Origin of the sequence: Streptomyces sp. RK62, assembly GCF_018070255.1 — a bacterium.
GTDB classification, from domain to species: domain Bacteria; phylum Actinomycetota; class Actinomycetes; order Streptomycetales; family Streptomycetaceae; genus Streptomyces; species Streptomyces nigra.
The window spans coordinates 90,022-104,305 of record NZ_JAGPYD010000013.1; the positions used below are offsets into that span (position 1 = coordinate 90,022).

At 73.5% G+C, this 14,284-nt stretch carries 11 protein-coding genes; 3 read left to right on the forward strand and 8 right to left on the reverse strand.

Annotated elements, in window-relative coordinates; genetic code table 11:
• Positions 1–176: 176 nt before the first annotated feature.
• The 4 genes from KBY32_RS24950 to KBY32_RS24965 all read right to left on the reverse strand — a co-directional run bounded on the left by KBY32_RS24950 (position 177) and on the right by KBY32_RS24965 (position 6,135).
• Positions 177–800 (reverse strand): GntR family transcriptional regulator, encoded by a 624-nt coding sequence (locus tag KBY32_RS24950; protein ID WP_055620584.1) that lies wholly within the window; start codon positions 798–800, stop codon positions 177–179.
• Between the two features lie 279 nt (positions 801–1,079).
• Positions 1,080–2,876, reverse strand: a complete 1,797-nt coding sequence (gene sucB / locus KBY32_RS24955) for a 2-oxoglutarate dehydrogenase, E2 component, dihydrolipoamide succinyltransferase (RefSeq protein WP_210981722.1) — start codon at positions 2,874–2,876, stop codon at positions 1,080–1,082.
• A gap of 76 nt (positions 2,877–2,952) precedes the next feature.
• On the reverse strand, positions 2,953–4,341 hold the full coding sequence (gene lpdA / locus KBY32_RS24960) for a dihydrolipoyl dehydrogenase (protein ID WP_055624490.1): 1,389 nt from the start codon (positions 4,339–4,341) through the stop codon (positions 2,953–2,955).
• A gap of 252 nt (positions 4,342–4,593) precedes the next feature.
• The gene (locus KBY32_RS24965; protein WP_210981723.1) at positions 4,594–6,135 is read right to left on the reverse strand and encodes a leucyl aminopeptidase; all 1,542 of its coding nucleotides are present in this window, start codon (positions 6,133–6,135) and stop codon (positions 4,594–4,596) included.
• Positions 6,136–6,488: 353 nt separating this feature from the next.
• Here KBY32_RS24965 and KBY32_RS24970 point away from each other — a divergent pair, with 353 nt between their 5' ends.
• Positions 6,489–8,522: a hypothetical protein gene (locus tag KBY32_RS24970; RefSeq protein WP_210981724.1), complete on the forward strand. Its 2,034-nt coding sequence runs from the start codon at positions 6,489–6,491 to the stop codon at positions 8,520–8,522.
• A 47-nt stretch (positions 8,523–8,569) separates the two neighbouring features.
• On the opposite strand, the gene KBY32_RS24975 is transcribed toward KBY32_RS24970, so the two are convergent.
• A complete protein-coding gene (locus KBY32_RS24975; protein ID WP_210981802.1) occupies positions 8,570–9,349 on the reverse strand; it encodes an adenosylcobinamide-GDP ribazoletransferase in 780 nt (259 codons plus the stop codon).
• Between the two features lie 73 nt (positions 9,350–9,422).
• Here KBY32_RS24975 and KBY32_RS24980 point away from each other — a divergent pair, with 73 nt between their 5' ends.
• Positions 9,423–10,187 carry a hypothetical protein gene (locus KBY32_RS24980; RefSeq protein ID WP_210981725.1) on the forward strand — a complete coding sequence of 255 codons (765 nt, stop codon included), beginning with the start codon at positions 9,423–9,425 and terminating at the stop codon, positions 10,185–10,187.
• Here KBY32_RS24980 and KBY32_RS24985 read toward each other — a convergent pair.
• Both KBY32_RS24985 and cobT read right to left on the reverse strand, forming a co-directional pair.
• On the reverse strand, positions 10,127–10,831 hold the full coding sequence (locus KBY32_RS24985) for a hypothetical protein (protein WP_210981726.1): 705 nt from the start codon (positions 10,829–10,831) through the stop codon (positions 10,127–10,129). The two genes, KBY32_RS24980 and KBY32_RS24985, sit on opposite strands and share 61 nt — an antisense overlap.
• A gap of 59 nt (positions 10,832–10,890) precedes the next feature.
• Positions 10,891–11,973: a nicotinate-nucleotide--dimethylbenzimidazole phosphoribosyltransferase gene (cobT, locus tag KBY32_RS24990; RefSeq protein ID WP_210981727.1), complete on the reverse strand. Its 1,083-nt coding sequence runs from the start codon at positions 11,971–11,973 to the stop codon at positions 10,891–10,893.
• A gap of 204 nt (positions 11,974–12,177) precedes the next feature.
• On the opposite strand from cobT, the gene KBY32_RS24995 reads away from it, so the two are divergent.
• On the forward strand, positions 12,178–12,984 hold the full coding sequence (locus tag KBY32_RS24995) for a class I SAM-dependent methyltransferase (RefSeq protein WP_210981728.1): 807 nt from the start codon (positions 12,178–12,180) through the stop codon (positions 12,982–12,984).
• Between the two features lie 87 nt (positions 12,985–13,071).
• Here the strand turns inward: KBY32_RS24995 and KBY32_RS25000 are convergent, their stop codons facing one another.
• Positions 13,072–14,283: a bifunctional adenosylcobinamide kinase/adenosylcobinamide-phosphate guanylyltransferase gene (locus KBY32_RS25000; protein WP_210981729.1), complete on the reverse strand. Its 1,212-nt coding sequence runs from the start codon at positions 14,281–14,283 to the stop codon at positions 13,072–13,074.
• Position 14,284: the final 1 nt, after the last annotated feature.

The window sequence follows — 14,284 nt, forward strand, 5'->3', positions numbered from 1 at the left end:
ACCTCGGTGGAGGTCCAGCGGTGACAATAACTCCCTGATCGATGATCGATCAAAGGGTTCCGGGGTAAAACATCGCGATCCGGGGAAAGTAGGCATGCGGTGCCTCGGCATATGGCACGCGGTGCCGTGTTTTCGAAGGCTTTCCGCAGGTGAGCGGGGTGATGCTCGCCTGTCGATCAGGGCCTGGGGGCGCAGCCCAGCACGTGCGCCTTCACGAGTTCCGCGATCCTCGGGTCCCGCCGGCGGAACGCCTGGACGAGCTCCTCGTGCTCCTCCGCGTACGACTGCTGAACGGTTCCGAGCCAGCGGATGGACAGTGCCGTGAAGACCTCGATGCCCAGGCCCTCCCAGGTGTGCAGCAGCACCGAGTTGCCCGCGGCCCGCACCAGCTCGCGGTGGAAGCCCACCGTGTGCCGCACCTGCCCGGTGCCGTCGGCGTCCCGGTCGGCCTCGTACAGGGCGGCCACATGCGGCTCGAGCGCGGAGCAGTCCTCGGCGAGGCGGTCGGCGGCCAGCTCGGCGGCGATGGCCTCCAGGCCGGCGCGGACCGGATAGCTCTCCTCCAGGTCGCCGGCGGTCAGATTGCGCACCCGCACGCCCTTGTTGGGGGCGGACTCGATCAGCCGCAGCGACTCCAGCTCGCGCAGCGCCTCCCGGACCGGGGTCTGGCTCACCTCGAGCTCGGTGGCGATACGCCGCTCGACGATCCGCTCGCCCGGCTGCCAGCGCCCGCTGATGATCCCCTCGAGGATGTGCTCGCGGATCTGTTCGCGCAGCGAGTGGATGACGGGGGCGGTCATGAGGGCTCCTTAAGGCGCGTTGACGTTTAGACAATACGGCGGTTGCGCTCCGCGGGGAGGACCGACGGCGGTGCTTTGGTGCAGGTGAGACGAGGCGCACACGCGGTGATGGGTGGGGCGCCCACGAGCTCGGTGCCGGGTGCCGCCGGGCGGGTGCGGGCGTGTCGGGGCTGGTCGCGCGGTTCCCCGCGCCCCTGGAGGGGCGTTCGCGTCCGGGTACAGAGCGGCGCCCCGTCCGGAGAGGTCCGGGCGGGGCGCCGTACTGCCGAAGAGCGAGGATCAGAGGCCGAGCTCGACCTCGAACTCGCCGGCCTCGAGGATCGCCTTGACCGCCGTCAGGTAGCGGGCGGCGTCGGCGCCGTCCACCAGGCGGTGGTCGTAGGACAGGGTCAGGTACGTCATGTCGCGGACGCCGATGACCGTGCCCTCCTCGGTCTCGATGACCGCCGGGCGCTTGACCGTGGCACCGATGCCGAGGATCGCGACCTGGCCCGGCGGCACGATGATCGTGTCGAAGAGCGCACCGCGCGAACCGGTGTTGGAGATGGTGAAGGTCGCGCCGGACAGCTCGTCGGGCGTGATCTTGTTGCCGCGGACCTTGCCCGCCAGCTCCGCCGTGGCCTTGGCGATGCCCGCGATGTTGAGGTCGCCGGCGTGCTTGATGACCGGGGTCATCAGGCCCTTCTCGGAGTCCACCGCGATACCGACGTTCTCGGTGTCGAAGTAGGTGATCGTGCCCTCGGCCTCGTTGATCTTGGCGTTGATGACCGGGTGGGCCTTCAGCGCCTGGGCCGCCGCCTTCACGAAGAACGGCATCGGGGAGAGCTTGACGCCCTCGCGCGCGGCGAAGGAGTCCTTGGCCTGGGCGCGCAGGCGCATCAGGCGGGTGACGTCGACCTCGACGACCGAGGACAGCTGCGCCTGCTCGTGCAGCGCCTTGACCATGTTGTCGCCGATGACCTTGCGGATGCGCGGCATCTTGACGGTCTGGCCACGGAGGGGGGAGGCCTCCAGCGTGGGCGCCTTCTTGGCGGCCGGGGCCGCGGCGGCGGCCGGAGCCGGGGCTGCGGCGGCGGCCCTCGCGGCCTCGGCGGCGGCGATGACGTCCTGCTTGCGGATACGTCCGCCGACGCCGGTGCCCTTGACGGAGCCCAGGTCGACGCCGTGCTCGGCGGCGAGCTTGCGCACCAGCGGGGTGACGTAGGCGCCCTCGTCGGTCGCCTGGGCGGCCGGAGCGGGGGCGGCCTTCGCCGGAGCCGGGGCAGCCGGGGCCGGAGCCGGGGCGGCGGGCGCGGGAGCCGGGGCGGCGGGCTGGGCCGGAGCCGGGGCTGCGGCGGCGGGCGCGGCCGGAGCCGCGGGGGCCGGGGCGGGCGCGGCGGGCTGAGCCGGCTCCGGAGCCGGGGCGGCGGCGGGGGCCGGGGCCTCCTGCGCCGGGGCGGCCGCCGGAGCGGCACCCGCGGCACCGATGACGGCGAGCTTGGCGCCGACCTCGGCCGTCTCGTCCTCGCCGACCACGATCTCCAGCAGGGTGCCGGAAGCGGGGGCGGGGATCTCGGTGTCGACCTTGTCCGTGGAGACCTCGAGCAGCGGCTCGTCGGCCTCGACGGAGTCGCCGACCGACTTCAGCCAGCGGGTGACGGTGCCCTCGGTGACGGACTCGCCGAGCGCGGGCAGGACGACGTCCGTGCCCTCGGCGGAGCCGCCGCCGGACGTGGCCTCGGCGGTCGGAGCGGGCGCCGGGGCGGCCTGCTCGGTGGACGGCGCGGCGGCGGCCGGCTCCGGAGCCGCGGCGGGCTCGGGCTCGGCGGCCGGGGCCGGGGCGGCAGCGGGGGCGCCCGTGCCGTCGTCGATCACGGCCAGCTCGGCGCCGACCTCGACGGTCTCGTCCTCGGCGACCTTGATGGAGGACAGCACGCCGGACGCGGGGGAGGGGATCTCGGTGTCGACCTTGTCGGTGGAGACCTCGAGCAGCGGCTCGTCGGCCTCGACGCGCTCACCCTCGGCCTTCAGCCAGCGGGTGACGGTGCCCTCGGTGACGCTCTCGCCGAGCGCCGGAAGGGTTACGGAAACCGCCATGGTTTCGGTTGCTCCTTACGAATTGCGGAAGTCTGTGGGCGTCGCGGGGACGCGGAGTCGCTTCGTCGGCCGAGGGTCAGTCGTGCGCGTGCAGCGGCTTGCCCGCCAGGGCCAGGTGCGCCTCGCCGAGCGCCTCGTTCTGCGTCGGGTGGGCGTGGATGAGCTGGGCGACCTCGGCCGGCAGCGCCTCCCAGTTGTAGATGAGCTGGGCCTCGCCGACCTGCTCGCCCATCCGGTCGCCGACCATGTGGACGCCGACCACGGCACCGTCCTTGACCTGGACGAGCTTGATCTCGCCCGCGGTGTTCAGGATCTTGCTCTTGCCGTTGCCCGCGAGGTTGTACTTCAGCGCGACGACCTTGTCCGCGCCGTAGATCTCCTTGGCCTTGGCCTCGGTGATGCCGACGGACGCGACCTCCGGGTGGCAGTAGGTCACGCGGGGGACACCGTCGTAGTCGATCGGGACGGTCTTCAGACCGGCCAGCCGCTCGGCCACCAGGATGCCCTCGGCGAAGCCGACGTGCGCGAGCTGGAGGGTCGGGACCAGGTCGCCGACGGCCGAGATGGTCGGCACGTTGGTGCGCATGTACTCGTCGACGAGGACGTAGCCGCGGTCCATCGCGACGCCCTGCTCCTCGTAGCCGAGGCCCTGCGAGACCGGGCCGCGGCCGACGGCCACCAGCAGCACCTCGGCCTCGAACTCCTTGCCGTCGGCGAGGGTGACCTTGACGCCGTCCTGGGTGTACTCGGCCTTCTGGAAGAAGGTGCCCAGGTTGAACTTGATGCCGCGCTTGCGGAAGGCGCGCTCCAGGAGCTTGGAGCTGTTCTCGTCCTCGACCGGGACGAGGTGCTTGAGGCCCTCGATGACGGTGACGTCGGCGCCGAACGACTTCCACGCCGAGGCGAACTCGACGCCGATGACGCCGCCGCCCAGGATGATCGCGGACTTGGGCACGCGGTCCAGGACGAGGGCGTGGTCCGAGGAGATGATCCGGTCGCCGTCGATCTCCAGGCCCGGCAGCGACTTCGGCACGGAGCCGGTCGCGAGCAGGACGTGGCGGCCCTGGACACGCCGGCCGTCGACGTCGACGGAGGTCGGGGAGGACAGCCGGCCCTCACCCTCGATGTACGTCACCTTGCGGGAGGCCACGAGACCCTGGAGGCCCTTGTACAGGCCGGAGATCACGCCGTCCTTGTACTTGTGGACCCCGGCGATGTCGATGCCCTCGAAGGTCGCCTTCACGCCGAACTGCGCGCTCTCGCGGGCCTGGTCGGCGATCTCGCCCGCGTGCAGCAGGGCCTTGGTGGGGATGCATCCCCGGTGCAGGCAGGTGCCGCCGACCTTGTCCTTCTCGATCAGGGCGACGTCCAGGCCCAGCTGCGCTCCGCGCAGGGCCGCGGCGTAACCGCCACTACCACCGCCGAGGATCACTAGGTCGAAAACGGTGCTGGCGTCGTTCGCCACGTCACGTCCTCCATGCATGTGCGCCACGCCGGTCTCCAGTGACCGGTCGGCGGCTGGTGTCCGGCCGCTCGTTCTTTCGGCCCTTGGTGGGGCCCTGTCCTGCCGAGCCCCATCTTCGCACTTGTCCACACCGAACGAGACGCCGGGCTGGTGTGTGAGACGTCCCACTCGTGGCCCTTCGCCGGGCCGGGACCGGACGGCGCCGGGGCCTCGCCCTACCCGCGTGCGAGGCCCCGTCGGCCGTATCCGGTGTCAGCCCAGGTCGCCGGCGGCCGTCAGCTCGGCCAGCCGCACCAGCGTCCGCACCGCGGAGCCCGTACCGCCCTTGGGGGTGTACCCGAACGGGCCGCTCTCGTTGAACGCCGGGCCCGCGATGTCCAGGTGCGCCCAGGTGATGCCCTCGCCCACGAACTCGCGCAGGAAGAGGCCCGCGACCAGGCCGCCGCCCATCCGCTCGCCCATGTTGGCGATGTCGGCGGTCGGCGAGTCCATGCCCTTGCGCAGGTGCTCCGGCAGCGGCATCGGCCAGGACGCCTCGCCGACCTCCTCCGCGGCCTCCACGACCGCCGCGCGGAACGCGTCGTCGTTGGCCATCACACCGAAGGTGCGGTTGCCGAGCGCCAGCACCATCGCACCGGTCAGCGTCGCCACGTCGACGATGGCGTCCGGCTTCTCCTGGGAGGCCGCCCACAGCGCGTCGGCCAGCACCAGCCGGCCCTCGGCGTCGGTGTTGAGCACCTCGACGGTCTTGCCGCTGAACATGCGCAGCACGTCACCGGGACGGGTGGCGGAGCCGGAGGGCATGTTCTCGGCCAGCGCCAGCCAGCCGGTGACGTTGACCTCCAGGCCGAGCCGCGCGGCGGCGACGACGGCGGCGAACACGGCGGCGGCACCGCTCATGTCGCACTTCATCGTCTCGTTGTGACCGGCCGGCTTCAGCGAGATGCCGCCCGAGTCGTAGGTGATGCCCTTGCCGACGAGCGCGAGGTGCTTGGCGTTGCGCGAGTGCGTGTACGTCAGCTTCACCAGGCGCGGACCGGCGGCGGAACCGGCGCCGACGCCCAGGATGCCGCCGTAGCCGCCCTTGGCGAGCGCCTTCTCGTCGAGCACCTGCACCTTGATGCCGTGCTCCTTGGCGGCCGCCGTGGCGATCGCGGCGAACGACTCGGGGTTCAGGTCGTTCGGCGGGGTGTTGATGAGGTCGCGGGCGCGGTTGAGCTCCTCGGACACGGCGGTGGCGCGCTCGAGGGCGGCCTTGTGCGCCTTGTCGCGGGGCTTGGCGCCGAGCAGCGCGGCCTCGGCGAGGGGCGCCTTGCCGTTCCTGCGCTGCCCGCCGTTGTCCTTGTAGGCGTCGAAGGAGTAGGCGCCCAGCAGGACGCCCTCGGCGATCGCGCCGAGGTCGCCGGCGTCGGCCAGCGGCAGCGCGAACGCGGCCTTCTTGGAACCGGCGAGGGCGCGCGCGGCCACACCGGCCGCCTTGCGCAGGGTCTCGCCGTCGAAGCCGGCGTCCGCGTCCTCGCCGTCGGGCTCGGCGCCCAGGCCGACCGCCACGACGAGCGGGGCCTTGAAGCCGGCGGGGGCGGGGAGCTTCGTCACCTCGCCCTCGGAGCCGGAGGCCCCGAGGGTCTCCAGGACGCCGGCCAGCTTGCCGTCGTACGCCTGGTCCACGGCCTCGGCGCCGGGGGCGACGACCAGGCCCGCGCCCTTGGAGCCGGAGCTCTTGGCGACACCGATCACGAGCGCGTCGGCGCGCAGGCCGGGCGCCGCGGCGGTGCTGAGAGTGAGAGCAGTCACGGTGGTGAATTCTCGCTTCCGATGTGAAGTTGCGATGGCCGAAAAGTGTGGGTCGGCCGGGCCCGAGGGCCGACCCTAGTTCCGACCTGGCGGTGCGGGTGTCAGCGGGGCCTTCCCCGGTACGGCACGAACACTGCGGCTGAGCCTACGCTCGCGTGAGCGTTCGCTCATTCCTGCGGTCGTTCACCCTTCCGTGGCGTCGCGTCGCTTCCCGATCCCCGTCACCGGTGAGCTGAGTCACACTCGTGGGGTTTCCGGCGAGTGATCCGCTCGCCGTTTCGCATGATTTCCACGGATCCTCCGCGCCTCCCACACGCGGCGTGCCCGGGGATCCTCTGGGGGGAAGGACAACCATGGCGCAGAGAGCGCATCGTTGGAGAGAAACGGCCGCCGTCTCGGCGGCCGCCGGTCTGCTGGCGCTGGGCGTGGGCGTGCCCGGTGCCTCGGCCGCGGCCGAACCGCGCGTCGACCTCAAGGTGCTGGTGGTGGACGACGGCGGCAGCGCGGTCCAGGCCATCACCGCACAGCTGAAGAGCACCGGCATCCCGTACACCACCGTCGACCTGAACGACACGAACCGCCCCGCCGTCACCACGGCGTTCCTCAGCGACACCGTCGGCGGCACCCCGCGCGCCAAGTACCAGGGCGTCGTACTGCCCCACGAGGCGCCCTTCGGCGCGGGCTCGGCCGAGCAGACCGCGCTGGAGGACTTCGAGCGCACCTTCGGCATCCCGCAGGTGGACGCCTACACCTGGGCCCACCCGGGCGTCGGCCTCGACTACACCACCGAGGGCGGCTGGGCGGGCAGCCTCGACGGACACGAGGCCGCCGTCACCGCCCAGGGCCGCGCCGGCGCCTTCGGCTATCTCGACGGCGCCTTCACCTTCGAGGACAACGACCCGTCGATCTCGGAGAGTTACGGCTACGCCGCCCGGCCCCGGGCCGGCTTCACCAGCTATGTCGACGTCCCGGTGCCGGGGGGCCCGGGGCGGGGCAGCCTGGTCGGCGAGTACGCCGCCGACGGGCGCCGCCAGCTCGTCGTCACCTTCGCCTACAACCAGTACCAGCAGCAGTTCCGCCTGCTGGCGCGCGGCATCGTGGAGTGGCTGACCCAGGGCGTCCACCTCGGCCAGGCCCGCAACTACCTCGCGGTGCACGTCGACGACGTCTTCGCGCCCGACGCCCGCTGGGACACCGAGCGCAACTGCACCCCCGGCGACATCGACTGCGTCGGGGGCGGCGGCGAGGAGGCCCCGCCGATCCGGATGACCGAGCAGGACGCGGTCCGGGCCGCCCAGTGGCAGCGCGAGAGCGGCTTCCGCCTCGACATGGTCTACAACGCGGGCTCGGGCGAGGAGTGGAAGGCCGAGCACGGCGGCACCGACGCCCTCGCCACGCGGCTGCTCGCCGACCGCAACCAGTACCGCTGGATCAACCACACCTACACGCACCCCTTCCTCGGCTGCGTCCAGGACACCTCGACCGTGCCGTGGAGCTGCGCGAAGAACGCCGACGGCTCGATCCGGTACATGAGCCGGTCCGAGATCTCCGCCCAGATCCGGGACAACCACACCTGGGGCGTGACCAAGGGCCTCCCGCTCGACCGCACCGAGCTGGTCACCGGCGAGCACTCGGGCCTGAAGAACCTGCCGCAGCAGCCCGTCGACAACCCCAACCTGGCCGGCGCCCTCGCCGACAACGGGGTCAAGTGGATCGCCTCGGACAACTCCCGCGAGTCCGCCCAGCGCCCGGTCGGCTCCGCCCTCACCGTCCCCCGCTACCCGATGAACGTGTACTACAACACGGGTACGGCGGAGGAGATGGCCGACGAGTACAACTGGATCTACACCTCGCAGGCCGACGGCGGCAGCGGCATCTGCGAGTCCAACCCCGCCTCCACCTGCCTCGACGAGCCGCTGGACGTCGCCACCGGCTACGCCCAGCACATCGTGCCGCAGGAGGCCCGCGCCGCGCTCGGGCACGCCATCTCCAACGACCCGCGTCCGCACTACGTCCACCAGTCCAACCTGGCCGAGGACCGGATCCTCTACCCGGTCCTGGACAAGGTGCTCGCCGACCACGGCGCCCTGTTCGCGGACAACACCCCGCTGGAGAACCTCCGCCAGAGCGCCATCGGCACCGAGTTCAAGCGCCGCGACGCCTGGCAGAGCGCCCTCTCCCAGAACCGGGTCACCGCGTACCGGCTTGGTTCCAAGGTCACCGTCAGCGCGCCCTCCGGTGTGCAGATCCCGGTGACCGTGCCGGAGGGCACCCGTAAGCAACTCCTGCTCGGCACCGCCGTGTTCGGCACCCCGTACGCGGGGCTGCGCTCGGCGTGGACGACACCGGAGCTGCTCCAGACGGCGGTGGCGCTGAGGCTGCCGTAGCGGTCCGCCCGCGGGGACCCGGTGACGGGCGGCGGGTCCCCGCGGGCTCAGCCCAGCGACAGCACGACCAGCGCGGTGGTGGCCGCCGTCTCCGCGAGCCCGCCGAAGACGTCCCCGGTGACCCCGCCGAAGCGCCGGACGCAGTGCCGCAGCAGCAACTCGGCGCAGCCCAGCCCGGCGAGGACCGCGACCGCGGTACGTACGGCACCGTCCGCACCGAGCAGGGCCCCGGCAGCGACGGCCACGGCGGTCACGGCCAGTACGGCGCCGGTGGCGGCCCGCACCGGGACGACCCCCGCGACCGCCGCCCCCAGCCCCTCCGGGCGGGCGGGCGGTACACCCGTGCGGGCGGCGAGGGTGAGCGTGAGCCGGGCGGCCACGGCCGCGACGACGGTGGCCAGAGCCCCCCGGGCCCACGAGTCGTCGTACAGCCGCGCCAGCGCGGCGACCTGCGCGAGCAGGACGAACAGCAGCGTGATCACACCGAACGGCCCGACGTCCGACTGCTTCATGATCCGCAGCGCGTCCTCGGCGGGCTTGGCGCTGCCGAGCCCGTCCGCGGTGTCGGCGAGCCCGTCCAGATGCAGCCCCCGGGTGAGGACGGCCGGGACGGCGGCCGCCGCGACCGCCGCGAGGAGGGGACCGGCGCCCAGGAACAGCAGCACCAGGGCGACTGCGGCCGCGCCGCAGCCCAGCACCACCCCGACGAGCGGGGCGCACAGCATCCCGCCGCGCGCCGCGTCCCGGTCCCAGCGCTCCACCCGCACCGGGAGCACGCTCAGTGTGCCGAAGGCGAAACGGAGGCCGTGCAGGGGCGGCGGGGTCATGGACACGCCCGCAGACTAGCCCGGACGTCCGTCCCGCCGGGCAGGCCACCCCCGTCCCGACCACACTGGGAACATGGGTGACTGGTGGCAGACCAACATCGTCGAACCGGGGAAACTTCCCCTGCTCCTGGCCCTGACCGCGTTCGTGGTGACGTTCCTCGTCACCCGGCTGATCACTCGCCTCATCCGGGCGGGCAAGGGCCCTTTCCGGAACATCAGCACCGGCTCCGTCCACATCCACCACGTCGTTCCGGGGATCATCCTGACGGTGATCGGCGGCTTCTGCGCGGTCGCGGGCGGGCAGCGCGGCTTCGGCTCGGCCCTCGCCGCCGTGATCTTCGGGATGGGCGCGGGCCTGGTCATGGACGAGTTCGCACTGATCCTGCACCTGGACGACGTGTACTGGAGCGAGGAGGGCCGCAAGAGCGTCGAAGTGGTCGTGCTCACCGTCGCCCTCGTCGGCCTGCTGCTGCTCGGCTTCGCGCCGTTCGGGGTCGACGGCCTCGACGACGACGAGCTGCAGAGCCGGGGGACGGTCCTCGGCACCATCGGCGGGAACTTCCTGATCGCCCTGCTCGCCCTGTTCAAGGGCAAGGCCAAGATGGCCCTCTTCGGGGTGGTGATCCCGTTCGTCGCCCTGTTCGGCGCCATCCGCCTCGCCCGGCCCACGTCCCCCTGGGCGAAACGCTTCTACCGCCGCCGGCCGCGCGCCCGCGCCAAGTCCCTGCTGCGCTCCTACCACCACGACCGGCGCTGGCTCGTCCCCAGCCGCAAGTTTCAGGACTGGCTCGGCGGCGCCCCCGACATCGAGCCCGCCCGCGCCCTGGAACGCCGCTGACGCACCGCCGCCACCGCGCACAGCACCGCCGCCGCCACGACGGCCACCACATGCTCCCGCCCGGCGAGGTTGTCCTTCAGCACGACCTCGACGACCATCGCCGCCGCCACCGCGCCCGCCGTCAGATACGCCCCGTGCCGCCAGCCGACGAAGACCGCCAGCCCCACCACGGCGGCCGACGGGCCGGTGTCCACGACCCGGGCGTCCGAGGCGGGCAGCCCCAGCGGATGGTCGGGCCCGAGCGCGACACCCAGGCGCGCGTACAGGGTCCCGGCGAGCGTCGCGGCGTAGGCGACGGCCACCGTCCGCCACCGCCCCAGGCACAGCTCGGCGATCCCGAAGACGACCAGGATCTGCGCGAGCGCACCCCACACCGGGAGATCGGCCGCGGGCACGAACGGCGACAGCGGAGTGCGCGCGAGTGCCTGCCACAGCGGGTCCTCGGCCCGTACGTCCCCGAGGTCCCGGACGACCGGCTCGCCCCAGGGCTGGTTCTGGACCACCTGGACGAGCGCGGTGAGACCGACGGCGGCGAGCGTCAGGGACACACCCCGCCGGCGCCGCCGCGCCCATCCGGCCCGCACGGCCCGGCAGAGCGGGCCCCACTCGGCACGGGCCGCGCGACCGAGCCTGTCAGCTCCCACGAACCGTGATCCTATGTCCCGGTTCGCCCCGCTTCCTGCTCAGCCGTCTCGGGGCCGCCCTACTCGGCGGCGGCCTCCTGCGGCTCCTCCGTCTTCGCCGGGGTCTCCGGCAGCTCCGCCGCCAGGGCGGCGGCGGCCTGCACGAGGGGCAGTGCCAGCAGCCCGCCGGCGCCCTCGCCGACCCGGACGCCGTGGTCGAGCAGCGGCTCCAGGGCCATCCGGTCCAGCGCCTTCGCCTGGCCCGGCTCCCCGCTGACATGCGCGGCCAGCCACCAGTCCGGCGCCCGGAACGCGACCCGCTGCGCCACCAGCGCGCACGCGGCGACCACGACGCCGTCCAGCAGGACCGGCAGCTTGCGCACCGCGCTCTGCAGCAGGAACCCGGTGATCGCGGCGAGATCCGCCCCGCCGACCGTCGCCAGCAGTTGCAGTTGGTCGCCGAGCACCGGGCGCGCCCGGCGCAGGGCGTCCCGGATCGCGGCGCACTTGCGCATCCACGCCAGGTCGTCGATGGCGACCCCGCCCCGGCCGGTGACCACCGAGGCGTCCGTCCCGCACAGGGCGGCGACCAGCACCCCGGCCGCCGTGGTGCCGCCGACGCTCACGTCGCCCAGCACGACCAGATCCGTACCGGAGTCGGCCTCCTCGTCGGCGACCGCCATCCCCGCCCGGAACGCCGCCTCGGCCTCCTCGGCCGTCAGCGCGTCCTCGATGTCGATACGGCCGCTGCCGCGCCGCACCCGGTGCCGTACGACGTCCTCCGGGAGCGAGTCCGGGTCGCAGTCCAGCGCCATGTCGACCACCCGGACGGGGACGCCGAGCCGCCGCGCCAGCACGGACACCGGCCGGGCGCCCTCCAGGATCTCCCGCACCAGCTCCGCGGCGGTGCCCGCCGGTCGCGCCGACACGCCGAGCCCGGCGACCCCGTGGTCCCCGGCGAACAGCACGGCCTTGGGCCGTTCGACCGGCCGCACCGGAACCGCCGCCTGGGCGGCGGCCAGCCATTCGCCGAGCTCGTCGAGGCGGCCCAGCGCCCCGGCCGGCACGGCCTGGCGCTCCCGGCGCGCCTCGGCGTCGCGGCGCACCCCCGCGTCGGGGCGCTCGATCAGATCACTGAAGTCGTCGAGTTGAAGCGAGCTCATTCGCCGAACAGTACCGCCACCGCTCGAACAGAACGGCGCCCTGTCGCCTCCAGCGCCGGCGCCGCGCGCCCACCACGACCGGGTGACGTCGTTGCACCCACCATCGGCATCCCATACGTTCCGTTTTGCAGTGGATTGTCGGGGCATGCTCGCACCGTCTCCGCCGTACGCCCTCGCCGTACGCCCCACGCCCGGGAGCCCCTCATGACCGCGACCGCACCCGCCGAACGCCCGGAGACCGCCTGCGCGTTCACGCTCGCCGCGTGCCGGGAGCACACCTTCGTCCCCCGCCACCTCGGGCTCACCCGGCGCGGCCCGCGCCATCTACGGGCCGCCGCCCGTGCGGCGCTCGGCTTCCCCGAGCCGGAGAGCTGGCTCGACGTCGGCACCGGATACGGCCGCTTCCCCGAGACCGCCAAGGAGGTCTTCCCCTACACGGCGTTCGACGGCTTGGACCCCAGCCACCGGGTCCTCCAGGCACGCGTCGCCGAACGCGTGGAGGAGGCCCACGTCGGGCATCTGACGGACCCCCGGATCACGGACCGGCTCCGCGCCCGCTACGACGTCGTCAGCATGTTCCGGCACCTGGAACATGCCCCCGACCCGCTCGCCGAACTCCGCGCCGCCCTCGCCGTACTGCGCCCCGGCGGCCACCTGATCCTGGAACTCCCCAACTCCCGCTGCCTGTTCGCCGCGCTCCTCGGCCCGGCCTGGGTCCCGCACAGCCGCCCCGGCCATCTGCACCTGCTGCCGGCCGACGCGCTCCGCGAGGCACTGGAGTCCCACGGCTGCACGGTGGTGACGACGGACCACCGCGCCGCCCACCTCCCCTACGACCTGGCGGCCACGACGTCCCTGATCCTCTCCCGCCTGCTCCCGTCCCCCCTGGACCGCCTGGGCGCCCCCCTGGTGGCCCTGGCCTGGACCCTGGACCACCTCCTGGCCCCGCTCCTCCGCCACACCCCCCGTACAAACGCCTACAGAATCATCGCCCGCAAACACCAGACCTGAGCTGAAGACGCCCTGAAGGGGCGCGGGGAACTGCGCGACCAGCCACGTACGACCCGCACCCGGCACCCAACAGAACCAGGCACCCCCTCAGCCGCGCAGCACCACCGCCTGTCCCGCCACCACCAGGACGACCTCCTCACACTCACCCGCCACCGCCGCGTTCAACCGCCCCAGTTCATCCCGATACCGCCGCCCGGACGCCGTGGCCGGCACAATCCCGGACCCCACCTCGTTGGACACGGCCACAACGGTCCGCCGCGCCCCCCGCACCGCCTCGACAAGCAAGCGCACGCGCTCCCGCAGGGCCTTCTCCCCACCGTCCGCCCACACCGCGTCGTCCCACGCCCCCACCGCGTCCATCGCGTCCGTCAGCCACAGCGACAGACAGTCCACCAGCAGCGGCGCCCCCTCCTCCGCAAGCAGCGGCACCAGATCGCAGGTCTCGGTCGTCCGCCACGACCCCGGCCGCCGCTCCCGGTGCGCGGCGACCCGCTCCGCCCACTCGGTGTCCCCGCCCCGCGTACCGCCGGTCGCCACGTACAGCACGTCCGGGAAGGACTCCAGGCGCCGCTCCGCCTCCACCGACTTCCCGGACCGCGCGCCGCCCAGCACCAGCGTCCGCCGCGGCACGTCGGGCAGCTCCGCCCCGTCGTCGTACGCCCCCACCACCAGCGTCGTCCCGTCCGGCACCGCCCGCGCACCCGCCGCCGCGAGCCGCCGGCGCAGCTCGTCACCCGGCGGGACGTCGTGGTCCAGATGGACGGCGAGGACGTCCGTGCCCGGACCGACGGCCCCCACCGCCCGCAGCTTCGCCAGGGCGTCCGGCCGCCCCACGACATCGGCGGCCACCAGGTCGTACCGCCCCACCGACCCCTCCTCCAGACCGGCCGGCGCGCCCCCCGGCGGCAGATACAGCAGGCGTTTGCCGTCCGGCCCGGTGACCTCGTACCCGGTGCCGGGCGCGTCCATGGCCACCGCCCGCACCCGATGCCCCGTCAGCAGCGCCAGCTCCCGCCCGTCCGGCACCCGGCCCGGCTGCGGGACGCCCGCCGGCACCTCCACGGCGGGCCCGTTGTGCGGATGGGTCAGCAGCACCTGCCGTACGGACCCCAGCGACCGCCCGGCCCGTGCCGCGGCGAACGCCGCGCCCGGCGTCAGATCGAGCATCAGCGCCCCGTCCACGAGGAGCGCGGTGGCGGCGCGCGCGCCGTCGCCGCGGGCGCGCGCGCACGCCGCGCACGGGCAGTCGGGGCGGGGGAGTCCCGCGGGGGCGCCGGTGCCGAGAAGAGTGAGTTCCACG